The organism is Paenibacillus sp. FSL R7-0297 (assembly GCF_038009025.1).
Lineage (GTDB): Bacteria > Bacillota > Bacilli > Paenibacillales > Paenibacillaceae > Paenibacillus_AQ.
The window spans coordinates 5,167,570-5,191,376 of sequence record NZ_JBBPAQ010000001.1 but is presented as its reverse complement, the minus strand read 5'-3'; the positions used below and the strand labels follow the sequence as shown (position 1 = coordinate 5,191,376).

The following is a 23,807-nucleotide window of genomic DNA, read 5'->3' as shown; positions in this document are numbered from 1 at the left end:
TCGCGAGCGAAAAGATGGCGTTCTTTTCTGGGAAGACCTGCCGGATTCCAAAGCGGCCTCCGATGGATTGATTCGTTGCTCTCCGGTTACTCCGGAGGCAGTATAGGACAGCTGCTGCAGTATCCCTGATCTGCTCTGAGCTGATAGGCCAGACAGCAGGTTGCCTTAATAGATATAGTTTCATGTGGAGAGCAGGGGTCTATTCGGAATTTGGTCTTGATACGGAACGGGTTGCTGCGAAGTCCGAATACCTCCGGTTCGAGGTCCCAGGTTATGGATTTGAACTGCCTGATGATATGGCTGCGGAGGCTGTCATCTGCTTCATCCTGCACATCCTCTTCCATAAAGGCATACAGCTGATTATAAACATGCTTCCATAACATTACTGCTCTGGTCTGTGCAGCTTCGGCAAGAGCAAGAATAATCGGTCTGACATCATTCTTGTAGAACATGCCTAGCTCATCTAATAATTCTCCAATACCATGCTTGTTTCCGCTACTGTCCCAATTATCATGGACAAGGAAGGAGAATTCGGGGAACCCCTCAGTGCGGATGAGCTGTACAGACATGTTGCTCAGGCACAAGACATGAGCCATCGGGTGTGCAGCCGTGAGCAGTGCATATTTGGCTCCGCAAATCCCGGCGATCCAACTGCAAAAGATGGCAGCTGCCAAACGTTTGTCCTCTGTTCCGAGCATGGAAGCATAAGTTCTGAGCAGATGCTCAGCTTTTGCAGGCTGGCTTAATTCGGTAAGCGATAAAGTAATCACTACATTCTCTACAGCTTCAGGATGGATGAAAAAACGTTCTGCCCATTGTATCTCGTCGGTTTGGCACATCCTTAAGTCCCCATCATTTCGAGTTGCCTTCAAAGGCTTGGAGAACGGCATCAATCGCATAGCGGTTCGCCAGCGGAGACATGCCCAGATTAAACCAATCCTTGCCCGCCATCGTATACACCTGATTCTTCTTGACCGCATTCATATTCTTCCACAATGGGCTATCCAGCATATCTTCATAGGTCTGCTTAACCTCAGCATTGTCCTCATTATTCAGCTGAAGAATGAGATGGTCTGGATTATACTCAGGCAGCTTCTCTAAGGATATGGATAATGACCGATCTGTACCGGGGAAGTTCGGAATCATCTCCAGTCCAAGCGTGGTATGAATAAACTTTCCGCGATCAATCTGATCCCCGTAGAGGATAAGGCTGTTAGGCATAACCATCATATACATTACGGTTTCGTTGCCAACCAGCTCATCAAGCTTCTGCTTCGCTTCCGCTTCCTGTGCTTCCAGCTCCTGTATGACCTTCTCTGCAACTTCATTCTTGCCCAGCACCTCGGCTATATCCGTCAGTTCATCACGCCAGTCATCGCGCTCGGGTAACAGAACCGTCGGAGCAATCTCGGATAACTGATCATAGTCCTTTTCAGACCACCATACGGGAGCAATGATAAGATCAGGATCGGAGGCCAGTATCATTTCAAAATTCGGGGTTTCTGCAATACCCATTTTCAGCGTATCCTGGAACGGTTCTTGCAGATAGGTGGGAAAATCTTCTTGGTAGTTCTGCACAGCTATGGGTGTAACACCTAAGGCTTGCAGAAACTCCGGATAGACAACGGAGAGACCGATGACTCTGACTGGATTGGCTGGTATCTTGATCTCGCCTTTTTCACTATTCACTACACGAAATTCCGCTTCAGCTGTGGCAGCAACCTTGGCCTGTCCATTGTTATTTGAGCAAGCTGCCATCACAAATATCATTACAATAGCCATACAGAACGCCATTCCTTGTCTCATCTGTCTCATTTATTCTGTAACCTCCTGAGTTTCGATACCTTTAGTCTCACCTGAGAGTGAGAATCAATATCACTGTTAGGAGTATAAAACAATCTTTTCAATTCGACTATTGACGATCACGCCAATATTTCATGTCTGATTACGCCACAGAGACGGCACCAGATCAAGAATCAGCTCCTGTGTGAACGATGTATACTCTGTCCAGGGGAAGGGAGGGAGGTGTTCAATACGCGAATATCCGGTGGAATCAGGTTGCTTCCATGACTCCTTGTTCTGGAGCTCAGACCAGACGGCCTGCGAGTGGACATCCTCATCCACAATCAATAGGACCCTGTCCGCATCTACAGACCGCAGCTCTTCCAGCGTCAATGTCTGATGGCTAAGCTTGCGGTTTACAACCGTCGCCGGAATCAGATGCAGATCATCATAGAGCACCTCACCCAAGCTCCGATTAGACAAGGCGGTAATCGTCTGACCGGATATCCGGGCAATTAGAAGCTTATCCTTGGCAAGCTCCGGATCTAAGTCTGCCCGGATAGCCTTGGCTTTGCAGTCATATTTGCTGAGCCATGCCGTGGTTTCCTTTGACTTGCCCAGGCATTCTCCGATGAAGCTTAATTGCGCCCTCCAGTCCATTTGGAGCCAGGGCACAAGATAAGTGGGGGCAAGCTCTTGAAGCTGCAGCAGCATATCCTGACTTAGCGATTGCTCCAGCCCCAGAATATAATCAGGACGGAGGGAAGCAAGCTGCTGCATTCTGTTATTGTCATCTTGGGCAAGCGGCAGCACTGCACCGGGCTCATATTTACGGCGGTAATATTCAGTCCACGGATGGTCAGCCGGCGCTGCACTGGGAATAATATTCAGAGTAAGCAGTGCCCCGATCAGGCTGCCGTGGTAGGCGACAATCTTCAGCTTGGCATTTCGCATGAAGGTTGCCGGAGCTACACCGGTAATTTGCTTGAATTTGCGCCGGAAATAAGGAATGTCCTTATAACCGACATAAGCGGCAATATCCTTCAATTCATAATCTGTTTGCGGCAGCATAAGACTCCTGGCTTGTCTGATCCGGTATTCAGTCAGGTATTCAATCGCGCTGAGGCCGTATTTCTGCTTGAACAGTCTGATGAAATGTCTTGTGCTAATGCCTGCCTCGCCAGCCAGCAGAGAGATGGAGAGATCTTCGCGGTAGTGCAGTTCTATGTATGCCTTTATCCGCTCCATAACAGCGTCAGTATCGTTCAGCTGAGATTGGCCGGCATCGCTTAGCAGACTATACAACAGCTCATAGAATCCGCTCTGGGCATGCAGCCGCTCTAAGCGGTTATTGCTTCCCATGGAAGCGGTAATGGCCTCGCAGTGTTTGCTGTAAATGATCGACGAACTAACCGCTGCTTCTCCGCACAAAGGGAAGGGAAGCTGGAGCTCAGATGAGCTTGGCAGTTGCATAGCTTCAGGCTGACTACGCTGACCAAATACATCAAACCGCAGAACATATAATTTGTGGGCTCCTGTACCTTCAAAATAGGCTTCGACCAGTTGCCCTGGCAGGCAGACAAATACAAATCCCGCTCTAAGTTCGCAATACTTGCCATCAACCGTTATGGAGCCCCGGCCTAATATGGGAATCAGGAGCATATGACATTCAAGAAATTGCAGCCGCAGCGACCACTCTTCCGCAGGACTGTGGTTCTGTGTGATGCTTCTAAGCCTGAACCACATCTGATCCAATTGTCCGAATCTTCCCGAAGGGGGAACACCAGCTATGCTGTCCATTCTTCGTACCACCTTCCATTATGGTTCAATATGCAGGTCTTACAAATCTCCGAAATCAAGAGGCGTACCCCTCTGCTTATTCCTCCGCTTCTTTCCTCAGCACCCGTGTGAGCACATGCCCCAGATGGATAAATGCCAGCCTGGAGTGACGGTAGAATGTGGTGCGGCTCATATGAAAAGCTTCGGCAAGCTGTGATTTCCGGTAGTTCTTTTGCAAATAACTCTCTCTTAATATACTTTGCTCCAGCTCTGTGAGCGGGTAAGGCGGCTGTTTATCCGTCAAGAACTGCTGCACCTGCTGACGTACCGCCCCTCCGGCAAGCCCGAGCCGCTTCACTAAGGGCATGTCCTCCAGCAGGGCATCATTATACAAATGCTGAACAATCTGCTTAACATCTCTCCAGTCGGGCTGCGGCTCTTGCTGAATGTCTGCTTCTGGGGCTTGCACAGTCAGTTGAAACACCCGTTGTACCCACTCCTCAAACTTCACCTGGCGGAAATCCAGGTCCCACACGGTCAGCTTCGCGGAATCATTCTGTTCAGGTCTAGACAGAATCTGTTCCTGAAAGCCCAGAAGCGGCAATAGCAGGTTCAACTGGTTATCCGCTGTCGCTACAATGGTACGCAAGCCGCCGGAAGTATACACCAGCCATGACTGGAGCAGCATTGCACCCAGCTCTTCCGGCCGGTAAAAGGGCTGCTCTATATCTACCGCAGACAGCAGAATGGACAATGTATCAGCAGCTTCTGAAGGCAGGGTATACAGAGGTTCGGCCAATGCTCCCAGCAGTTCCCTGTGGGATGGTGCGTAACGGTCGAGCAAGGGCAGCGTTAGTGCATGCAGCCGCAAGCCGGCCGAGAAACCCAGCGGAATCCCGCTGCTGTCACAGAGGACAACAATGCTGTCCGGATCATGCGCTGCAATATCATCCAGCAACGGGTGATGTTCCCCGGCCGCAATCAGCTCGGACTGCCAGTCCGATCGTGCCAGCGATGCCTCAAGAAAACGGTGCAGATAAGGAAGATCCTCCGGCTCATAACCCCGCTGCCGTTCCTTGCTCCTTAGTCCTGTGAAATCTGTGTAGGTGCTGACAGCAGGCAGCTGTTCACGGTAAAGCTCCAGCACATGGGCGGCAATCTGCATTTGCTGCAGTGTATTGGACGCAGGGAACCTTTCTATGAGCAGTTCAAGCGATCTGGACCGCATCAGGCGATATTGTCCCGGGTCCCGGCGCTGGTAGTCCTCCCGCAGCATCCGCGATACGAGCTGGTGCAGGCATAGTCCGTTCAAGCCAGTACGTACGCAAGACAATCTGCTCAGCTTCGCATAGTCAGAGGCGGACAGGGGGGTGACCAGCAATTGGTTCAGGATCGTCTGATCTGCTGCCGGAAGGAGAGATAGAAGCTGTAGAGCCTCATACATAAAGGGGGAAGCGGCTTCCTTCAGCATTTCTGCACTGAGTATCCCCGGAAGCTGGTATTCGCGTTCCTGCCTCTCCGGTTCCTGACGGAGCAGCACATCAAGCGTAAGCGCGAGCAGCAGGGGATGGCCTTCTGTCTTATGAACGATATCAAGCTGAACAGCCGGGATAGTCCGCTGTCTTGCAAATATTCATAGATTTCTTCCCGGGAGAACAGCTCCAGGGGATAAGAATGAATTCGCTTGGACCAGATGGGGTTCGAATGCCATTTGATCGGGAGACCGCTCCGGGAGGCCAGAATGAGCAGGCATTCAGATGCTGCCAGCTTGGGTAGCAGACTGGCCAGGAGCCAGCTTTCAATAGAATCCAAGTGCTCACAGTTATCTATAATCAAAACGGTCCGCTGGCGGGTTAACTCCCGTACAGCATGGGCCAGCATCGTCTCGCCTGTTGCCCGTGTCAGGCCGTATTCCATCTCCAGGCTCATCTCCAGACAGGCCAGAAAAGCACCTGGAGTCTGCAGGCATATCTGTCCGTCCATCCATATTGTAAGTGTGGAGGAACGGCGGGCTTCGGCGTTCATTTCTGTGAGCAGGGTGGTTTTGCCGATACCGCCAATACCCGTTACCGAGAAGATGTGCGAACCGGCACCGGGGGCAGCAAGCCACCGGGATAAGGCATCCTTTTCCCGGCTGAAGCCGACGATTCGCTGAGCTGTGGTTTTGCTGTTAGCCGAAGAGAGGTTCATGCTACACCACTTTCTATTAAAATTTGAAACAAAAACGGGACCTTTCTATTCCATTCATATATTATACTATTCTTTGATCCGCTACTTCGGCAGATTTCGCAGATATTTGAACCATTATTTTCGTAACCAAAGGGGAGACTGTAATGAAAAAACGACTGACTATACCGGCAGCCTTGCTGGTTATTGTGATGCTCGTGGGACAACTTGGACTTTATTCCTTAAGGGTCAATGCAGCCCCCGATTCCAATGAATCCAATGTCATCCCGCTTGTTGTAGACGGATGGGTAGAGGTGTCCACCAGAGAGCAGCTTGTGTATCTCAATCAGAACCAGGGGGATTATTTGAGCGCGCATATCCGCCTGATGAAGAATATTGACTTATCCGGGTTCCATTGGGTTCCGCTCGGAGGGAATGCTTATTCTGCCTTCAGCGGGGTGTTTGATGGACAAGGTCATACGATCAGAGGTGTGGAAGTAACCGCTGCCTATGGTACTTATGCAGGCTTTTTTGGCCAATCTACCGGTGCGATCCGAAACATCAGTCTGAAGGTCAGTATAAACGGCGGCTCTATGACAGGTGGTCTGGTAGGGCATCAAAGCGGGGGGAGTATCGAACGGGTCTATACGGAAGGAAGCGTCAGAAGCGGAACCCATGGTGGAGTAACTTCAAGCGGGGGAATAGCTGGTGTTATTATGAATACCAGTGTGAAAATGTCATCCTCCAGTGCCTCTGTCACAGTCGCGTATTCTCCTAACATGTACGCCAGCGGTCTTGTGGGTTCCCAGGGTTACGGATCTGTAGAAGATTCTTATTCGACGGGCGAGATAAGCAACGAGCCTCCCGATTACTTTGTTTTCACAAGCGGGATTACAAGCTATCAATATCTGAATACTATAAAAAATACCTATGCTGCAGGACGCATCTCCACTTCGAATGCTGGAAGCTATACATCAAGAGGCGGAATCGGAGCTTATGGTTATGGGACTACTGTAGTGAGTTCTGTTTTTGACACGACGGCAACAGGAATACCTGAAAGTGGAATCAGGACTACTGAATGGGAATTATTCACAGACAGCACAATAGATATTAAGGCCCTCACCACCGGGGAGATGAAGAAGAAGAGTAACTATACAGGATGGGATTTCAACAATACATGGAACATTCATGCCAATATAAATAACGGTTATCCCTACCTGCGTCCGGCCGTATTGACGGAGGAGCTTCCCGGGGCACATAAGGGTCAGCCTTATTCCGTAGACCTGTCCGCCTTCGATGGTGCCCATGCCGGACTGAATTGGAGTGCCTCAGGGCTTCCGGAAGGATTGAGTGTAAGTACCAATGGAGAACTGCAGGGTACGCCGGAAGAGGCCGGCACCTTCAATATTCGTCTTCAGGTAACGGATGCGGGCTTCGCCGCCGCTTCACAGGATCTTCAGCTTGTTGTCAGTCAATACGCTCCAGAAATCGGCATACTTGCGATTCATCCGGGCCAGGCGGTAGGCTCCACAGCAATAACGGTTGAACCGAACCAGTCCGGCGGCAGCTTTGATTATGTTCTGGGAAATACGGAGACTTTACCGCCGCTGCTTGACAGTGCGCTGCCGATGGACGCGGTGGATTATATTCCGGACACGGATATCCCGGCTGTCCTTGCCGGACAATATCTGGAGCTGTATGAGGTAAATGAACACCGGCTGATTCAGGCATGGCAGCAGTTCAAGCTTGAAGACGGTCATATTCGTAAGGTCATTCCAGTCAGCGGCGTTAACCTGAGCGCCTCCCGGCTAACTCTTAGAGTCGGTGAGCCCTCCGTCAAGCTGCAGGCAATCGTTATGCCTGAAGACGCAACGAATCCTGCTATCATCTGGAGCTCCAGCAACACGGAGGTTGTCACTGTTGACCAGAACGGGCGGGTGGAGCCTGTTGCTGCCGGCGAAGCAACGGTTAACATTATTTCTGTGCAAGGCGGCTTGACGGCACAGACAGACATCACGGTACTTCCCGCCCCTGTCCAGACAGGAACGGTTACCGGTTCAGTCTACGGTTCGGGGAATACGCCTCTGGCGGGAGCCAATGTATCTCTAAGCAGCTTCAGTGCCGTTACCGACAGCGAGGGTGTTTTCAAGCTGGAAGAGATTCCTGCCGGTGTATACACGCTCCATTTGTCAGCACAGGGTTATACTCCAATGGAGCAGCTCGTGAATGTGTATGCCGGGCAAACGGCAGATGCAGGCCGCACTTCTCTAACCTTGCTGGCGACGCCGTCACCGGCGCCAACACCAACAGCAACAGCAACACCAACGCCAACACCGACACCAACAGCAACACCAACGCCAACACAAACACCGTCACCGACGGCAACGCCAACACCGACAGCAACACCAACACCGACACCGACAGCAACGCCAACACCAACACCAACACCAACACCAACACCAACACCAACACCAACACCAACACCAACACCAACACCAACGCCAACGCCAACACCGTCACCGACAGCAACGCCAACGGCAACACCGTCACCGACAGCAACAGCAACGCCAACACCAACACCGACAGCAGCTCCGGCAGCAACGCCAACGACAGCTCCAGCGTCCCCGTTTGTGCAGGAAGCAACTGTCGTTCAGAGTCCGCCTGATCCTGGCGTTGTTCTGATCAGGCTTACAGCTAACAATCAGGAGCTTCTGGCGAAAGCAACGCTTGAAGCTATGGATGATGGCCGATCGGCGATCCGGGTCAAGCCTGATGATGCTTTTATTGTCCAGGCGTTCGCTTCAGACAAGGAAGCCGTGATCAAGTTCGAGAACAGTAGGGATATCGCATTTGTTGATTTATCCCTTTCAGTTCTGAGGGAGGTATTGAAGCAACGGCCGGGTGCTTCGTTAACTATTGAAGTAAATGGAATCGGGTTCGAACTGCTTCTTGACCCGTTAATTCTTAGGACAGGCAGCAAGATTATTACAGTCGGAATGGGTACAGTCGCACCTGCAACCAGCGACAGCTTCAACACAGCTTCTATGAAGAAGGGCTATAAGCTTCTTGGCAGTCCTGTAGACTTCTCGCTCGATATAGATGGTGTTCAGGCAGAGAGCTATAGTACCCTGTACACCAAACATGTACTTCCTCTTGCTTCACCAGCCGACCCGGGGACAACAACAGTGGTATGGATGGACAACAACCATGAGCTTCATTTTGTACCAGCAGTGTTTGCCGCTGACGGTCAAGCGGTCCAGGCTATAGTCTACACGCCGCTTAACCGTGCATATACGATCGTCACGTCTGAACATTTCTTCGCGGATTTGGCTGGACATTGGGCGAAGGCTGACATTGAGCTGCTTGCCAATAAGCTGATTGTTGATGGGGTAAGCGACACTTCCTTTGCGCCTGACCAACAGGTTACCCGCGGTGAGTTTGCAGCACTGCTTGTGCGTTCACTTGGACTTCATGACAATACATCGGCAAGCCCGTTTGCAGATATCCCGGCAGAAGCAAGGTATGCTGAATCCATCGGCATGACCCAGGCCGCAGGGATCATGGACGGCTTCGGGAAGAGCTTATTCAGACCGGAGGATTATATTACACGGGAGCAAATGGCTGTAGTTATGGCCCGGGTGCTGAACTTCTCAGGCAAGCTGCCGCAGTCGTCCGGAATAGAAGTGTTCTCCGACCAGAACAGCATTTCAGGATGGGCGTCTGAGTCTGTGGCTATACTGTCGCAAGCCGGGCTTATCCAGGGAGTTCCCTCAGGAGACTTCAAGCCCAAGGAGCCGGCAACCCGTGCAGAGAGTGCAGTAATGATTAGGCGGCTGCTGCAATATATGCAATGGATTAATAGCTGAGCCTGTTGTATTGAAACATATAAACAATCTGCAATAAGCCTGTTCCTGCGGAATGAACGTAGGAACAGGCTAGTTTTGTGATACTGTCTGCAGAGGCAGATAGAGGCTGATATATAACCTTACGGGAGTATTGTCTGCTAGCTGGTTAGCCGTCCGATTTAGAATTTCTCCCATTGCACTGACCTCAGAGGCATGGAGTCATAATCATCGGAAATGAATACCACAGTAGGGGCGGTTTTGTCCAAGCGGCTTGCGCAGGAATTCCCGTAGTCCAGCAAACGGCCCGGAACATCAACTGTGCAGAATAATTCTCATATGTGCAGATAATAAGGAATCTTGGCGAGTTCAAATATTGGGACCGGGTAAGTCTGAACGTACTTATACCGGCAGTGAACTGATTACGCGGCAAAAAGCCGTCCGGTCTTCGCAAGCAGCAAAGTCCGGACAGCCCGTTGTATTTTCTTTCGTATTCGTAAGTGTTTCCTGAAATTACAACATTTGCGCAGCGGGTTCGCGAGCGGTTACGATGTCTTCCTATTCCGTGGACTCAGAGTCCTGGCGCTTAACTGCTTCCTCGTCCCGCACCCCATTCAAATCATGTTCGTTTTGGTGAAGCTCCTTGAGCATATTCCGGTATATATGGGCCTCCTGACGGTCAAGTCCGTCGCGATTTTCTTTCAAAACCCAGTTCTCGACTGTTTTCTTCAGGATTTCGCTTTTCCGTTCCAGTAATTCCGTATAACTCAATTGACTTCATCCTTTCCGGTTTGCGGTTTCAGACGCCGGATGGACTTAGTTTACCTGTTGGTGAGTATGTTTGACATCACATCCGGCGTAATGTTTCTCATTATACAGGAAGCCAGGAATGTACCCAACGTGGATCAACTGCCCTCAGATTGGGTGAGCGGCTCTCAGGCCGGAACAGGGGGCCTCAGCGGAACGCTTCGCAGAAGTGCGGACAGATGCTCCGGGATGCTGACAGATGCTGCAGTTTGATGATTACCGCTTTCAGCAGCTCCATCCTGGCATAAAAGAATAACAGATATGTTTCTAGTAAAAGGGGGTCTGTGTTAACCGGAGTTCATGGGCTGTTGTCAAATTATACGAAAGCGCATTGTGGCGCAACTCCAGGTACAGCTCTGCCTTCGTGGCATTGATATAGGGCTGGACAAATAAGACGCCGATGCCGAGCGCCAGCAGGCCCAGAAGAATCCAGCCAATGAAGCTCAAATCAAGCACAAACATGCTGAATTTATGACCGCGTGTCATTTGCTTACTTAATTCTACTGCGCGGTTATACCCGATGTGTGGATTGTCCGCAAGTATGTAAGGCACCTGGCTGTATGCATAGGATTTTACAATGCCAGGAATGATCAGCAGCAGGAACCATAAGAAATTCAAAAAACCTCTCCACAGCATAGTTAGTACTATAGCCCAATACCGCTCTCTGTTAAACGCATAGCCGACATTACCCATCCGGACTTCTCCCTCGGCAGCTCGTTTGAAGTAACGCAGTGAACCTACGGTAAGAGGCGAAGCGATCAGGATATAAAACGCTATTCCAATTACTGCGATGATGCCAATTATGAATAAGGCGATTACAAGAAAAGATCCTAACACGTTCCAATCCAAATCCACACCGGAGCTGGAAATCTCAGATCGGGCCGAGGAACCCCAGTTCCGATTAAAGCTTGGAAGACCTGAGCCTTCTCCGAGAAAGACCAGCAGTAGACTTACTACAAAAGCCTTCCAATACGAGGCGCGGAGGACATTTTTAGCCCTCCCCTTTATTTCTTTACGATCCCACATCAAAAAACCTCTTTCCTTGTTAGCATTTTGTTCTTCGTCTTACAATTGATACCATAGATTATGTCATTAGACAAACAATTAATTACTATAATCTTTGGCTGAATACTGAAAATTGCAGGGAGGAGCTGGAAACTGTGTTTATGGCAGGCATTTCTTGAGCTATATACAAATTGTGCTCAAAATGAACTGAACCGTGCTGCATACCCGTCATCCGGTCCAGTCCACCCAATGCTTATCTGAATTATTCGTTTGTTAGAATAGGCCGAGTATCTTCTGGTGCGATAAATTCCTGAATGATTTGACGGAAGTATTCGTGATTATCATAGCTATTGTACATACGCAGGGCTAACGTTTGGGAGTTGCCGAAAAACAGCCGTTCAAACTGGGTTTGCCGGCCACCAAAAGCACCCGCTCCCAATTCCCAGGCGAGACGGAATAAAGCATTTCGATTCCGTGCATCCAAGACATTTCCCTTCAAATATTTGCTGAGGTACTGACCGGCGCTTGAAGTAAAGTCGGTTTCGGAGGGGGTCATGATCAGACTGCTTGAACTGAGATTCTGGATCATTTCAACCATCTCCGGATAAAACTCTGAGAAGTGAATGGTTGAAGCCATTAGCGGCCCTCTGTCCGGAACGAGATAGCCTGCTCTATCGGAGGAAGCACCAATTTCGGAAGCAAGCCTTAGCGCCTTGAATGTCTCCAGATAGGAGATTACTTTGGAAATAGGCAGGATTGTGTATGACTCAAGGGAAGCATTTTGTTCTTCAGCCAAATTTTCCAGCACACCAAGAAAAAACTCTGTTTTTGCTATATAGCGGGTAATAATTTGGTGGGCCATATGGGTATGGAAGTGACTTTCGCCGAACAATAAGGTGCAGTATTTTTCATCTCCGTAATAAAATATACGATCATGAGGGATAAGCACCCGGTCGAATATTACAAGGATATCCATTTCTTCATATCTTGAACTTAACGGATAGTCGTAGGCAGACGAGGCGGCGCAGCTCTCGCGGCAAAAAAATGTCATTCCAGGCAGATTATTAGGGACTGCAAAGGCAAATGCAAAGGGATTATCATCATATAAAAATGATGGAGAGGGAGTCGGGAATACAAGCATTTCATCGCATGTGGCCCCTTGTGTTGCCATCATAAAAGCACCGGTAACAAACATCCCTTCCTCATTAATTTCTACCACCTTAGCCGCAATGGAATCCTCAGTACCATCAATCAGGCCCGATATTTTGCTTGCTTGTGGCTGGATGAATGCATGGGATAGAGTAATGTCATGATCCCGGCAGTAGGCATAGTAATTCCTGAGGTTCTCGGCATATTTAGGATTAAGGTCCTCAAGAATATCGGCAGCAGTGAACAAAGACATGATAGCGGTATTCATATAATCGGGGGAACGGCCTAAAAACCCATGGTGCCTGTTGGACCAGAGTTCAATCATTTTTCTCCGGCGTTGTAAATCCTCAGCATTTCTTGGCGGGAGAAAGGATAGACCCACAGGCTCACCGGTAGCGGGCGAAGGATAGGTCATCAACGTTAAATAACGCTCATCACCTTGCATATTGTACATTTCGGCTTGTGTTTGTATGAGGCCTTGAAATGCAGGGTGCTTGGATAAGGGGCCTTCAATACGCTTTCCTTTGTAAAAAATATTGATGTTTTGCCGGTCGATACGTTCGATGTACTGATTACCAGTCTTGACAGGCACACCCTTCACCCTCTTTGGATTGCAGCTTGAAGTAAAAGCCGTGTAATTACTTTTAATGTACGTAACAATAGTCCACGTTGTACATTGTCCGGATTTCGTACGCGAGAGAGGGGGGGAATGATAATTCTGAAACAAGTCGAATTCAATGCGTATTCATAATTCACAGTATTTCGGATGACCGCTGTTCGGTCATGCGGTAACCCAGGGACAGAATCAGCGAAGACTAGTACGGGTGAAGAGGCCACCAATCAGCCATACTTGGAATCGCTGTTCTATTCTGTCCAAGGCTCCGATGCTTTTTTATCTGTCTACTTGACAAGGATATGACCAGTTTGACGAGTTAGCGCAGGACTTTTGCCTTACGCTTCCCCGGTAGCTACCCGGTTCACTTCGTACGAAATCCAGTCACTCCAGCTCCCCGCATACAGCCGCACATTCTTATACCCGGCCTTCTCGAGAGCCAGCACATTCGGGCAGGCGGTTACGCCGGAGCCGCAGTAGACGATAATCTCCGCGTTCTTGTTAAGTCCGGCAAAATGCTCCGCAAGCTCATCGGCGCTCTTGAAGCTGCCGTCTGCGTTCTGCGTGTCTTTCCAGAAGTAGTTGACCGCACCCGGGATATGCCCCCCGACCGGGTCCAGGGTCTCATTACGGCCGTGATAGCGGTCATTGGCTCGGGAATCAATCAGAATAGGGTGAGCCGAGAGCGAAGCGGCAACGGCAGCGGTAGTCCCGGTATCCACACCAGCATCGGCTCCAACTTCAATCCCGATACTAGCACCGTCACCAGCCGTCTTCTCCGACACGCGGCGAACCTCTTCAACTTCCACGAGCATATGCGGCTGCATATTTGCCGTAAATGTACTCGGCACCCGCACCGGCTGATGACCCGTCACCGGGTATTTCTCGGCTTTCCACTGGCTGAAGCCGCCTTCCAGGATGAATACCTGCTCGTGTCCGAGGTAGCGAAGCAGCCACCACAGCCGGGCGGCGTTCATACCGCTCTCATCGTCATAAGCGACAATACGGGAGTCATTGCCAATTCCGAGCTTCGCGAGACGGGCCGCAAGCACCTCCGGATCGGGAAGCGGGTGGCGTCCGCCGTGTTCGGTAACCGGACTGGACAGATCCAGCTCCAAATCAAGATAGACAGCGCCTGGAATATGTTCTTGTTCATAGCTTTCCCGGCCTGCTTCGGGTTTGCCCAGGGTGAAACGGCAGTCGATGATGGTCTGCTCCGGCTCATAGAGCCTTGCCAGCAGCCAGCGTTTGGTAATAGTTGCGTCCATAAGTATCCCATCCTTTGCATATTTCAATATGAAATACATTATAGCGGAAAAATCATAGGCTTGGCAGGATATGCTTCCTGTCAGTTAATTCTGTTCTGCGAATTGAGCTTCAACGGCGGCAGTTGCGGGAGGCAGATCCATGCCTTGCTTCCAGATCAGGATCGGATTATTATCCTTAGGGCCATAGTAGATGGCCTTGATTTGAGTGGAGGGGGTGGTCCGGTTTGCGTTTAATAATTCGAGATCTATGGTGTCATATCTGTTGCCAAGCCCAAGCTCCGCGAACTTTCGCGATTTAATTACAGGCCGTACTGGCGTAATATAGAAAATCCCGTCATTGCTCATTCTGCCATTGATCTGATTCACCTCATAGCCGTCGGTTATTTTTACATGATAAGCAATTTTTCCGTTATTTAGCCGGCTTACATCGGTAATCTCGATCGAACTGGAAGGCACTTTGGTAATGTTCCAGCGGAATAGACCGGCATAGCCGAGAATGAGAACAGCACATACGGCTGTAGCCAGGAGCAGACCCTTAACAAAGGAAAGCACTCTTGCACGGTGCCAGTAGCCTTGAAAGCTGGAGAGACCGGCGCTCTCCTGCTTGTTTCTGGCGATTACCTCAAAAGGCAGACTGCTATTCTGCTGAAGCTTGCGTAAGGCGGCGGAGCAACGTCCACAGGTGGCTAAATGGGCCTCAATGGCTTCATTTGTAGCAGCACTGCATACCTCGTCGTGATATAACGGCAGTAAATCCTCAACGACCTCACAGGTCAATTTGTTCATCGGTCTTCCTCCATTAATAAGTCTTGTATGATGTTTCTGGCGCGGTGATATGTAACCCTGGCCCAGCTTTCCGTCCTGCCGAAGACCTGACTGATATGGTCAAAAGATAATTCTCCAAATACCCTCAGTGTGAAGACTTCCTTGTAAGGCTCCTTCAGACTGTGCAGCAGCTTATGGATACGCAGGGCCTCTGTCTTGTCGATCAGCTTTTGTTCAAGATTAAGGCTGCTTGCCTGCAGCTTTTCCTGCGGCTCAGCAGGTTCCCGGCCTTTTTGCCTCTCCATATAAGTGAAGTAGGTATTTTTAGCGATTTGACAGAGCCAGACACTGATTTTACAATTGCCTTTGAACTGGTTAATATGTTTCACGGCTTTGACAAACGTTTCTTGCGTAATTTCCTCAGCAATTTGTGTATTCCGGCTTAAGGACAACGCAAATAAGTACACATCTTGAAAATATTGCTCGTAGATCTGCTCTACCTCGGCCACATGTTCACCACCTTACATAGATAAGACCCGGCTGCGGAAGATTCGTTACATCTCATTACAAAAAAAGAGAAAGGGGCACAAGCCTATGAATAACATTGTAAGCCAGGCCTGGCCGGAGTGGAATGGGACGTTAAGGAAGCGGAGCGGAGGCTGGAATAATACCACCTACTTCATCGACAAGGACTCCCGCCGCGCTGTACTGCGGATCTATGATACACATCGGGACCGGAATAAAATAGAGTTCGAGCATGCCGTGCTGCAGAAGCTGGCCATCCTGGATTTGCCGTTTAAAACCCCTGTTCCCATTCTTACCTCCACAGGGGAAACGATGGTTCAGCTTGAAGAGGGGGGAGGAAAGCTCGCTTGCCTGTTCGGCTATATCGATGGTGAATCTCCCGCTGAACAGGATTTGGGCTTCTATGAGTCGTTCGGTGAGGCGGCCGGAACATTATCTGCTGTGCTCGCTGATGTGAAGCCTGAGAGCCCTCCAGTATACAGGCCCTACTATGAGCTGGCGCGGTCGTACCCGCTGTGTACCCGGCAAGCGCTCCGCGGCCTGTTGTTGAATCCGCCTGAACCACTCCAGGGTTTACTGCCCGAACTGAAAGTGCTGGTTGAGGCTTATGAAGGTGTGACAGACTCACTGGAGCAACTGGAGGAATTACCCCACCAGCTGGTGCATGGCGATCTGAATGCCTCCAACCTGCTGGTGGATGCGGAGGATGCTGCGCAGGTGACGGCACTGCTTGATTTTGAGTTCTGTACCTGGGATGTACGGGCCATGGAGGCTGCGGTCATTCTGTCCGGAATGCTGTGCCACGAAGAGGAAGAGCGGATTATCCGTGATTTCTGGCGGGGCTTCAGCCGCAAGATCATGCTTACCGCAGAAGAATTCATGGCGATTCCCACGCTGATCCTGCTGCGTAAGGTCGACGTCTTTCTTCATTTTGTCACCCGTTACTGGAAAGGCATTGATGAAGTGCAAGTGCTGCAGGAGCAGATCGCAGTGCTCGCGGCAGAGGTGATACAGATGTCAGGCGGGAAGCTGTAGCTGGAATTCTATTTGCTTAAAAGCGAGCGCATAACAAATAAGACCTGTAAGTAGAAGCTTAGCTGAAAGAGAGCTTTTACTTACAGGTCTTTTGGCTGTGTTCAATCTTATAATAAATTATTATCATAAATTCTATGTAAAAGTTCCCTGCCATAATGGATGACGTTAGGCTGTTTGTTGAGGGTGCCCCAATATATATCGCCAATTGCCATCTTTATGCAGCAGATTTGCAATTCTATTTTCCTCTCCTTAAGTACTCCGGCTCCATAGCCTTCAAAATATGCTTTCATAGCAGGTTTATTATCTTTGAAATACCGCCCGAATAGAATGGAGAAGTTATCCACATCAATACCCCATAACATATTTTCAAAATCAATCATTCCGGTGAAAATACCGTTATTATCAACCAGCCAATTCCCTGGTGTAGAATCCCAGCTTATGGGGACTGGTTTAGCAGGCTCAAAAGCTTGAGTGTTCTGAAGAGCCCATTGGGTTAACTCGATCTCTGAAGATTGCAGCAACCCTTCCTGAGTACACCGCTTACTAATATCAGTAATTGAATTGGTTATATATTTAACTGGGTCTGCATCATGGTATAACTCAATTGGATTTCCATTCTTATCGGGGCGGCCAAACCAACGGCCATTTTGTGATCTATGTAAGACCCTTGTAAGTTCACCAGCTTTACGGTAAGCAGCTTCATTAGCTGCGGGACTTATTTCCGCCTCTCTCAGGATTGTGCCGTTAATCGCAGTTATCAATATCGCTTGCCATCCATCGCCCTCACAGGAACCGATCAGCTCTGGTACATACGGCTTCAAGTGATCTGTCCAATGAGTATAAGCAAAAACTTCCGGATGCCATCTTTGTTTTCTGGTATAGGTTTTTAAGTAATAACATTTGTTACCGGTGTCTGAGCTAAGCTTCCAGACTCCTGTCCTTACGCTATTCAATCTTAAATTAGCTATGACTTGAAAGGGGCCAATGGCGGATAGAACCCATCCGCTTAATTCAGGTGGATATAATTCTAGCTGGAGCATGCTTATCCTAATCCTCCTTATGCCGTTGCCGGATACTATTGACATTTCTAACATATCATATCGTTCAGTCAGTGGATATTTTTTGTTTACTGCCAGCCCTTCGGTATTATCTTCCTTGATTATCAGTCCTTCAACTCATTTGAACAACCAAATAGGGCACACTCCGGCTGGGCGATACCGGAGCGTGCCCTATTGGTCTTGTGGATGCTACTAGATCAGCCGGTAACCCGAAGGCAGATTTCCGCTGCTGCGGATGCTGCGGATTTGTGCCAGGGTCAGCCTTTGGTTAGTTGAGATAATCGACTCTACATCGTTGCCTGAGATATAGTCATCCAGATCACGAATACTGTGGTTCCCGCGAAGTACACGGAAGCTGCCTCTGAACCGGGTTCTGCTGAACAGGACGAGCGTAGCATTGCTGCTGGTGGAGAAGAAACGGAGACTTTCGATTCCGTCCAGGATATTGTCTGTATTACGGATACCCAGATTGCCCCTGTAAATTCTGCTTCTTCCCCGGTAGTTTTCCTCGCTGTACACGGTCAGCCGCGGATAAGTCTGTGAGATATGAACCTCTTTGTCCATGCGAACTCCTCCTCGAAGCTGGAATGGCAAATGCAGTGCGATACTGCCAGTTGCAATACTATTCTATGATTGCTTTGGAAGACTGGTATGGTTAAACCCCACGCATGAATAGCCTGTTTCAGGTGAGGATAAGGAAAAAATTCACAAACGGGCTTTACAGATTGAAATGTCTAGTGTACTATTTAACTAACACACCAATACAACAATTTAAAAGCACAGTTGAAAACAATAACAATCCCGTACTACACAAGGAGGCTGTCATGAATACATCCACTCGTAATCAAGGGCTGTCAGGCCCGGTGAAGAAAGAAACCGTATTGGAAATGCAAGGCGTCAGCAAGGTGATAAAAGGGAAGGCAATCGTAGACAACCTTAGCTTCGACATCCGCAGAGGGGAGATTATCGGACTGCTGGGTCCAAACGGTGCGGGCAAAACGACCACCATCCGCATGATGACCGGACTCATCCGTATGAGCGGAGGAGATGTCCTCATTCATGGGCACAGCATACAAAAGGATTTCAAGCGGGCCATCTCGCAGATCGGAGCGATCATTGAGAATCCGGAGTTTTATCCCCATATGACCGGTTATGACAATCTGAAGCAGTATCTGCGGATGAGCGACGGGGCCGGAGAATCGCGGATTGATGAAGTTGTGGCGCTGGTTGGACTGCAGGAAGCGATGGAGAAGAAGGTAAAAGCGTATTCGCTGGGCATGCGCCAACGTCTGGGCATCGCCCAGGCCTTGCTGCATTCGCCGAAGCTGCTCATTCTGGATGAACCGACCAACGGGCTGGACCCCGCTGGAATCCGGGAAATGCGCGATTATATGCGCACGATTGCCGAGGTGGAAGGCATTGCAATACTAATCTCCAGCCATATGCTGGCCGAGATTGAACAGATCTGCCACCGCGCAGTTGTCATTCAGAACGGGAAGCTTGTGACGGTTACGCAGATTGCTGAGGCGCCGGAAGCGCGCAGTGAAGTAGCCCTCACCATCCGGGTGGATAATACCGGGAACGCGCGTACTGTTGCCGAAGCATTGCAAGGTGTGGAGGTGACCGGGACAGATGAAGCTCACTCCGAGCTGCATGTAAGCCTGCCCGACGGGAATGTTCCGGTGCTTGTGGCTGCACTCAGTGAAGCCAAGGTTGGGGTATACCGGATTACCGAGAATAAACAGAGTCTGGAAGATGATTTCCTGAAATGGACAGGGGGGAACCGCATTGCGTAAATTTAATCAGCTCGTACTGAATGAATGGCTCAAAATCTCGAAGAAACGCAGCTTTACTGTTCCATATGCCCTTCTGGTGCTGATGGTATTTGTAATAGGTTATATTGTGCACACGGTGGCAGGGGCGGATACGTATACCTCTGCGGCGGAATTCACAGCAGACTCACTGCTGCCTACAGGAATCGGCCAGGTGCTGGTGATCCTCGTCATTGTAGGGATATCGGGGATTGTGTCCAAAGAATACAGCCAGGGGACCATCAAGTTTCTGCTGATCCGGGCCCGCAGCCGGACTGCGATACTGGCCTCTAAATATGTAACCGTACTGCTCTATTCATTGAGTATGCTGCTGATTGCAACGATCGCGCTGTTTGTCTCAGGAATGATCTTCTTTGGACTCAGCGGAGGGGATTCAGGACTCAGCGATATCCTTACCTCACTGTTGTACTCCTCCGTATACTGCATCGTGTATGCCACGCTCGGATTTATGCTCGGAATCCTGACCCGCTCAACAGGGGTAACGATCGGTGCGACTATCTTTGCCACTACCATAGATAAAATCATCATCAACCGTGATTTCTATAAATACTTCCTGTTCCCGAACCTAAATCTCGCAGCGTATAAAGATGGGGGTGCGCCGATGCCTGGAATGACGTTGAACTTCTCCATTGTGCTGCTGTGCATATATCTGGCGTTGTTCCTGTTCGCTGGATTTGCGGTCTTCAGACGCAGGGATGTTGCTTGATGGTTATCGAATTTGATAACAACCAGCCGATTTATCTTCAGATCATGAATTACATCAAAGGGGAGATCATTACAGGCAAGCTGAAGCCCGGTGACAAAATCCCCTCAGTACGTGAATTGGCGGCAGAACTGCAGATTAACCCGAATACGGTACAAAGAACCTTTCAGGAACTGGAGCGTGAGACAATCGTGGAGACCCGCCGCGGCATGGGCAGATATGTTACCGGAAGAGAAGAGACGATTCTGACCATCAAGAAGGAAATGGCACAGGATGTGCTGGACCGTTTTATCCGCGGCATGCAGGAGCTCGGCTTCCAGGGTGAAGATATTCTGGCGGCCGTAGCGGAGAATATACATCAGCGCGACCAAGAATAGGGGGATTACCAAGAGTGGATGAGTTACTTGAAGTACAGGGTGTGACCAAGAAGTTCGGCTCCAAACAAGCGCTGCGCAATGTCTCCTTTAGACTGGGCGCAGGCAGAATTACCGGACTGCTCGGCAGCAACGGCAGCGGCAAAAGCACCCTCATGAAGCTGATCGCAGGATTGGCACAGCCGGGCTCAGGCCGGATATCAGTCCTCGGTGTTCCCATTGGGGTGGAGAGCCGGAAGCTTGTATCCTTCATGCCTGATGTCCCCGTTACGGAGTCTTGGATGAATGTGGGGGATGCGCTGAAGTTCCAGCGGGATTTCTACCCGGACTTCGATCAGGCCAAAGCACATCGGATGCTCGATTTCATGAACCTCAGAGGGCAGGATAAGGTCCGGACGTTATCCAAAGGGATGAACGAACGTCTCCAGCTCACGCTTGCGCTGTCGCGCCGGGCCAGACTCTACATGCTGGATGAACCAATCGGCGGTGTCGACCCTGTAGCACGGACCAAGATTCTGAATGCGCTGATGGAGTTCTATGAGGAAGACAGCAGCATTCTGATCTCTACACACCTGGTGAACGATATCGAACGAATTTTTGACGAGGTTATTTTCTTGAAAAACGGGGAGATCGTTCTCCAGCGCGAAGTGGAAGAGCTCAGACTGGAGCGCGGGAAAAGTATAGATGAGCTGTTCAGAGAGGTGTTTGCCGAATGCTGAAGCTGCTAAAATATGATCTGAGACGCAGAAGGGAACGGATCCTTGTCTTTATTGTAATTGCTCTGCTGGTTCAGCCTGCGATTTGGATATCCAGCACTAAGGTTAATGAACAACTAGTTTCGCTGAATCTGGTTATCTACTTTATACTTGCATTGGCGCTTGTATTTATAGCTGTATTCAGTTATTTCCGGAATCTGAAGTCTTACCAGCGGCGGCTTATCCCGGTTACTGCCCTGCAGACGGTCATGTCACCGTTGCTGTTTGCGCTGCTGCTAATCTTGACGGTGATCGCTCTGGGCCTGGTGCATTTTAGCATTTACCAGCTTATCTACCCGCTAGACTTCCTGCCGGACAATATAGTGTCAGTTGGCTTAAGATGTTTACTGCAGTTTATGTGGTCAGCTGGTTTCATGATGATTATGGTCATGTTCTCTATTACTGTAGCATTAAGCTTAAGGTTCAAGTGGAGAATATGGGTAGGGATTGTGATCCTCACACTTCTGCAGAATGGTATAGCCTATCTTGAAAAACTTATGTTTAACAGCTATTTCATCGGTCTGGACAATACCTTTAATTTTGAGATTTACGAGAGTAATCTGCGGCCAGAAAGCGGAGTAACGATTAGATACCTTTCTACCAATCAATGGCCGCTTGTGCTCGAATTTGTAGTTGCCTTTATTCTGATCTATTCAATGGTTGTAATGGTGAAGAAAAGAATTGAAGTGTGATCGTGTAGGGGGCTGCCCTGAGCATATGTCCATTCAACAAGAAAGCAAGGCTGACGATGTCAGCCTTGCTTTCGTTTTTGTGCAAATTACAGTTACAATCCTTGAGCCCTTCTGCCGTGGGTCCAGATCTCCAGCTCCCGCAGCAGTTGTTCTTCTTCGGCTTCCTGCAGATCAAGCCTTACCCCGTACTGGAATTGTCCAAGGCCGAACATCCAGCCCCAGCGGACACTTCCTTCATACTGAAGCTTCTCTTCCGCCAGCTGGAAATGTATAATCAGCTTCGTATCACCTGCAGTAAAACGGAGGTTCAGAGAAGTACGTACCTTACAGCCGGAACGGCTAAGGTCTAGCAGGATGCCTTCCGTCAATTTACCGGCTCCGGGCCCGTTATTACTGGCCGGGATTTCAAGCCAGCAATCGATGGGCTGGTTCATAACATAACGGAACGGTTCTTTTCTGCTGGAGTCATCCATCATTTACCTCCGCGAGTTTATTTGCTATTATATCGAAACGGCTACACTTGGACAATCTCCTAAAGTAGTATATTTAAAAATAAATTATTATCCGGTATTCAGAACTTTAGAATCAATACCCATAGGAAGAGGGGTCAAAACATTATGTATCAATACCACAATGAAACCTTTCAGAATCATAACTTTGATTATGCCAATATGCAGGATGGAGAAATAAATGGTTGTACCTTTGAACACTGCTCGTTCAGAGGGGCTTCCATGGAAGAAATGACCTCCACCGGCTGCCGTTTTGTGGACTGTGATTTTACTGGTGCGCTGCTTAATGCTTCACTGCATCGAGACGGGGCTTTTACCAATTGCAAGTTTACCGGGGCGAATCTGTTTGTGTCGAAGTTTGAGAATTGCAAGATGATTGGTTCCGATTTTGCGAATGCCTATATGGATGGGATTACTCTCACCGGAGGGGACTGGGCTTATACGAATCTGCGCCATCTGAATCTCAGCAGGCAGGATCTGCGGGGCATCCGGTTCGCCGAGGCGGATATGCAGGGCTGCAATTTGCAAAAAGCGGACCTGCGCGGTGCCGACTTAAGCCGTGTACAGCTTGCGCAGTGCCAGCTTGCAGGGGCGGATCTGCAGGGTGCCAAGCTTGAGGGGATAGACCTGAAGAGTCTTGATCTTAAAGGGGTACGGCTGGATGTGGAGCAGGCTGTGCTGCTGGCGCGCTCGATGGGAGCCAAGGTCGGATAACCGGAGGGGCTGGCCGGTTATTCCCTATACACCTGCATAGGTGAAGCAACAAAGGAACTGCCGCCCCGGAACGGGACGGCAGGGCTGCAGTTTTTGTTGGGGCTGCTTTATGTAACCTGGTGAAGAATTAGAGGCTATAGAGTGAAGCCATGCAATCTACGAACATTTTGTTGTACTGGGAACGGGTCAGATCGCTGGAAGAGGCAATATCTCTGCCAAGGAACTCAAACCAGGTAATTTCCGTGCCGTCTTTTTTATAGAGGAATCTCTGGTGTTCAATGGCAAAAACCTCATTCTCATAAGAAGGGACATGCTCAAATTTCAGCTCGGTCCCCTGTTTCTCCGATATAAGCGTTGCCAGCAGAATAAGCATCTTGAACGGATCATCATACATTTCAAATTGTTCTGTCATCATCAATCACTCCTTAAGGTGG

Annotated in this window: 23 protein-coding genes; 8 read left to right on the top strand and 15 right to left on the bottom strand. The window is 49.5% G+C overall.

Translation table 11 applies throughout. The features are described from left to right. Nucleotides 1-86: 86 nt before the first annotated feature. From MKZ24_RS22725 to MKZ24_RS22705, 5 genes are all read right to left on the bottom strand, one after another. Nucleotides 87-839, bottom strand: coding sequence for a (2Fe-2S)-binding protein (locus tag MKZ24_RS22725; protein WP_340786892.1), 753 nt, complete (start codon nt 837-839; stop codon nt 87-89). 13 nt (nt 840-852) lie between these two features. After that, nucleotides 853-1,815, bottom strand: a complete 963-nt coding sequence (locus tag MKZ24_RS22720; RefSeq protein ID WP_340786891.1) for an ABC transporter substrate-binding protein — start codon at nt 1,813-1,815, stop codon at nt 853-855. A 120-nt stretch (nt 1,816-1,935) separates the two neighbouring features. Then, nucleotides 1,936-3,582, bottom strand: a complete 1,647-nt coding sequence (locus MKZ24_RS22715) for an AraC family transcriptional regulator (protein WP_340786890.1) — start codon at nt 3,580-3,582, stop codon at nt 1,936-1,938. Between the two features lie 76 nt (nt 3,583-3,658). Then, nucleotides 3,659-5,032, bottom strand: a complete 1,374-nt coding sequence (locus MKZ24_RS22710; protein ID WP_340786888.1) for a hypothetical protein — start codon at nt 5,030-5,032, stop codon at nt 3,659-3,661. Continuing rightward, nucleotides 5,026-5,751, bottom strand: a complete 726-nt coding sequence (locus MKZ24_RS22705; RefSeq protein ID WP_340786886.1) for an AAA family ATPase — start codon at nt 5,749-5,751, stop codon at nt 5,026-5,028. Before MKZ24_RS22705 ends, MKZ24_RS22710 begins: the two co-directional genes overlap by 7 nt. Nucleotides 5,752-5,894: 143 nt before the next feature. Here MKZ24_RS22705 and MKZ24_RS22700 point away from each other — a divergent pair, with 143 nt between their 5' ends. Beyond that, nucleotides 5,895-9,593 (top strand): S-layer homology domain-containing protein, encoded by a 3,699-nt coding sequence (locus MKZ24_RS22700; RefSeq protein WP_340786884.1) that lies wholly within the window; start codon nt 5,895-5,897, stop codon nt 9,591-9,593. Nucleotides 9,594-10,127: 534 nt separating this feature from the next. Here MKZ24_RS22700 and MKZ24_RS22695 read toward each other — a convergent pair. From MKZ24_RS22695 to MKZ24_RS22670, 6 genes are all read right to left on the bottom strand, one after another. Beyond that, nucleotides 10,128-10,340: a hypothetical protein gene (locus tag MKZ24_RS22695; RefSeq protein ID WP_340786881.1), complete on the bottom strand. Its 213-nt coding sequence runs from the start codon at nt 10,338-10,340 to the stop codon at nt 10,128-10,130. Between the two features lie 303 nt (nt 10,341-10,643). Further along, the gene (locus MKZ24_RS22690; RefSeq protein WP_340786878.1) at nt 10,644-10,994 is read right to left on the bottom strand and encodes a DUF975 family protein; all 351 of its coding nucleotides are present in this window, start codon (nt 10,992-10,994) and stop codon (nt 10,644-10,646) included. Nucleotides 10,995-11,643: 649 nt separating this feature from the next. Beyond that, the gene (locus tag MKZ24_RS22685) at nt 11,644-13,122 is read right to left on the bottom strand and encodes a 4-hydroxyphenylacetate 3-hydroxylase family protein (protein ID WP_340786870.1); all 1,479 of its coding nucleotides are present in this window, start codon (nt 13,120-13,122) and stop codon (nt 11,644-11,646) included. A 359-nt stretch (nt 13,123-13,481) separates the two neighbouring features. After that, a complete protein-coding gene (locus MKZ24_RS22680; RefSeq protein ID WP_340786867.1) occupies nt 13,482-14,411 on the bottom strand; it encodes a sulfurtransferase in 930 nt (309 codons plus the stop codon). 84 nt (nt 14,412-14,495) lie between these two features. After that, nucleotides 14,496-15,197 carry a zf-HC2 domain-containing protein gene (locus MKZ24_RS22675; RefSeq protein ID WP_340786865.1) on the bottom strand — a complete coding sequence of 234 codons (702 nt, stop codon included), beginning with the start codon at nt 15,195-15,197 and terminating at the stop codon, nt 14,496-14,498. After that, complete coding sequence (locus MKZ24_RS22670; protein WP_340786862.1) at nt 15,194-15,685, bottom strand: RNA polymerase sigma factor; 492 nt, start codon at nt 15,683-15,685, stop codon at nt 15,194-15,196. The genes MKZ24_RS22675 and MKZ24_RS22670 overlap by 4 nt, the downstream gene beginning before the upstream one ends. Before the next feature lie 85 nt (nt 15,686-15,770). Here MKZ24_RS22670 and MKZ24_RS22665 point away from each other — a divergent pair, with 85 nt between their 5' ends. Next, the gene (locus MKZ24_RS22665) at nt 15,771-16,736 is read left to right on the top strand and encodes a phosphotransferase (protein ID WP_340786860.1); all 966 of its coding nucleotides are present in this window, start codon (nt 15,771-15,773) and stop codon (nt 16,734-16,736) included. A gap of 107 nt (nt 16,737-16,843) precedes the next feature. Here MKZ24_RS22665 and MKZ24_RS22660 read toward each other — a convergent pair whose 3' ends face one another. Together MKZ24_RS22660 and MKZ24_RS22655 are read right to left on the bottom strand one after the other, a co-directional pair. Beyond that, nucleotides 16,844-17,776 (bottom strand): aminoglycoside phosphotransferase family protein, encoded by a 933-nt coding sequence (locus MKZ24_RS22660; protein WP_340786857.1) that lies wholly within the window; start codon nt 17,774-17,776, stop codon nt 16,844-16,846. 210 nt (nt 17,777-17,986) lie between these two features. Beyond that, on the bottom strand, nt 17,987-18,358 hold the full coding sequence (locus tag MKZ24_RS22655) for a hypothetical protein (RefSeq protein ID WP_042236079.1): 372 nt from the start codon (nt 18,356-18,358) through the stop codon (nt 17,987-17,989). Between the two features lie 260 nt (nt 18,359-18,618). On the opposite strand from MKZ24_RS22655, the gene MKZ24_RS22650 reads away from it, so the two are divergent. Genes MKZ24_RS22650 through MKZ24_RS22630 form a run of 5 tightly spaced genes read left to right on the top strand, consistent with a single transcriptional unit; the run spans nt 18,619 to nt 22,150 of the window. Next, nucleotides 18,619-19,590 carry an ABC transporter ATP-binding protein gene (locus MKZ24_RS22650; protein WP_042236081.1) on the top strand — a complete coding sequence of 324 codons (972 nt, stop codon included), beginning with the start codon at nt 18,619-18,621 and terminating at the stop codon, nt 19,588-19,590. Continuing rightward, a complete protein-coding gene (locus MKZ24_RS22645) occupies nt 19,583-20,332 on the top strand; it encodes an ABC transporter permease (protein WP_042236082.1) in 750 nt (249 codons plus the stop codon). Before MKZ24_RS22650 ends, MKZ24_RS22645 begins: the two co-directional genes overlap by 8 nt. Then, on the top strand, nt 20,332-20,706 hold the full coding sequence (locus MKZ24_RS22640) for a GntR family transcriptional regulator (RefSeq protein ID WP_171719315.1): 375 nt from the start codon (nt 20,332-20,334) through the stop codon (nt 20,704-20,706). Before MKZ24_RS22645 ends, MKZ24_RS22640 begins: the two co-directional genes overlap by 1 nt. Nucleotides 20,707-20,720: 14 nt before the next feature. Beyond that, entirely contained in the window at nt 20,721-21,422 is a 702-nt protein-coding gene (locus tag MKZ24_RS22635; protein WP_042236085.1) for an ABC transporter ATP-binding protein, read from the top strand. After that, on the top strand, nt 21,416-22,150 hold the full coding sequence (locus tag MKZ24_RS22630) for a hypothetical protein (protein WP_340786846.1): 735 nt from the start codon (nt 21,416-21,418) through the stop codon (nt 22,148-22,150). Before MKZ24_RS22635 ends, MKZ24_RS22630 begins: the two co-directional genes overlap by 7 nt. A gap of 92 nt (nt 22,151-22,242) precedes the next feature. Here MKZ24_RS22630 and MKZ24_RS22625 read toward each other — a convergent pair whose 3' ends face one another. Further along, a complete protein-coding gene (locus tag MKZ24_RS22625) occupies nt 22,243-22,626 on the bottom strand; it encodes a PilZ domain-containing protein (RefSeq protein ID WP_231575371.1) in 384 nt (127 codons plus the stop codon). A 141-nt stretch (nt 22,627-22,767) separates the two neighbouring features. On the opposite strand from MKZ24_RS22625, the gene MKZ24_RS22620 reads away from it, so the two are divergent. Then, nucleotides 22,768-23,373 carry a pentapeptide repeat-containing protein gene (locus MKZ24_RS22620; RefSeq protein ID WP_042236088.1) on the top strand — a complete coding sequence of 202 codons (606 nt, stop codon included), beginning with the start codon at nt 22,768-22,770 and terminating at the stop codon, nt 23,371-23,373. 127 nt (nt 23,374-23,500) lie between these two features. Here the strand turns inward: MKZ24_RS22620 and MKZ24_RS22615 are convergent, their stop codons facing one another. Then, nucleotides 23,501-23,788 carry a hypothetical protein gene (locus MKZ24_RS22615; protein ID WP_231637862.1) on the bottom strand — a complete coding sequence of 96 codons (288 nt, stop codon included), beginning with the start codon at nt 23,786-23,788 and terminating at the stop codon, nt 23,501-23,503. Nucleotides 23,789-23,807: the final 19 nt, after the last annotated feature.

Coding starts and splice junctions, on each gene's coding strand:
- MKZ24_RS22655 (WP_042236079.1), bottom strand. CDS start 18,358: ATGGACAAAGAGGTTCATATCTCACAGACTTATCCGCGGCTGACCGTG.
- MKZ24_RS22675 (WP_340786865.1), bottom strand. CDS start 15,197: ATGAACAAATTGACCTGTGAGGTCGTTGAGGATTTACTGCCGTTATAT.
- MKZ24_RS22725 (WP_340786892.1), bottom strand. CDS start 839: ATGTGCCAAACCGACGAGATACAATGGGCAGAACGTTTTTTCATCCAT.
- MKZ24_RS22620 (WP_042236088.1), top strand. CDS start 22,768: ATGTATCAATACCACAATGAAACCTTTCAGAATCATAACTTTGATTAT.
- MKZ24_RS22640 (WP_171719315.1), top strand. CDS start 20,332: ATGGTTATCGAATTTGATAACAACCAGCCGATTTATCTTCAGATCATG.
- MKZ24_RS22615 (WP_231637862.1), bottom strand. CDS start 23,788: ATGATGACAGAACAATTTGAAATGTATGATGATCCGTTCAAGATGCTT.
- MKZ24_RS22650 (WP_042236081.1), top strand. CDS start 18,619: ATGAATACATCCACTCGTAATCAAGGGCTGTCAGGCCCGGTGAAGAAA.
- MKZ24_RS22710 (WP_340786888.1), bottom strand. CDS start 5,032: ATGCTGAAGGAAGCCGCTTCCCCCTTTATGTATGAGGCTCTACAGCTT.
- MKZ24_RS22720 (WP_340786891.1), bottom strand. CDS start 1,815: ATGAGACAGATGAGACAAGGAATGGCGTTCTGTATGGCTATTGTAATG.
- MKZ24_RS22705 (WP_340786886.1), bottom strand. CDS start 5,751: ATGAACCTCTCTTCGGCTAACAGCAAAACCACAGCTCAGCGAATCGTC.
- MKZ24_RS22665 (WP_340786860.1), top strand. CDS start 15,771: ATGAATAACATTGTAAGCCAGGCCTGGCCGGAGTGGAATGGGACGTTA.
- MKZ24_RS22630 (WP_340786846.1), top strand. CDS start 21,416: ATGCTGAAGCTGCTAAAATATGATCTGAGACGCAGAAGGGAACGGATC.
- MKZ24_RS22660 (WP_340786857.1), bottom strand. CDS start 17,776: ATGCTCCAGCTAGAATTATATCCACCTGAATTAAGCGGATGGGTTCTA.
- MKZ24_RS22625 (WP_231575371.1), bottom strand. CDS start 22,626: ATGATGGATGACTCCAGCAGAAAAGAACCGTTCCGTTATGTTATGAAC.
- MKZ24_RS22715 (WP_340786890.1), bottom strand. CDS start 3,582: ATGGACAGCATAGCTGGTGTTCCCCCTTCGGGAAGATTCGGACAATTG.
- MKZ24_RS22700 (WP_340786884.1), top strand. CDS start 5,895: ATGAAAAAACGACTGACTATACCGGCAGCCTTGCTGGTTATTGTGATG.
- MKZ24_RS22680 (WP_340786867.1), bottom strand. CDS start 14,411: ATGGACGCAACTATTACCAAACGCTGGCTGCTGGCAAGGCTCTATGAG.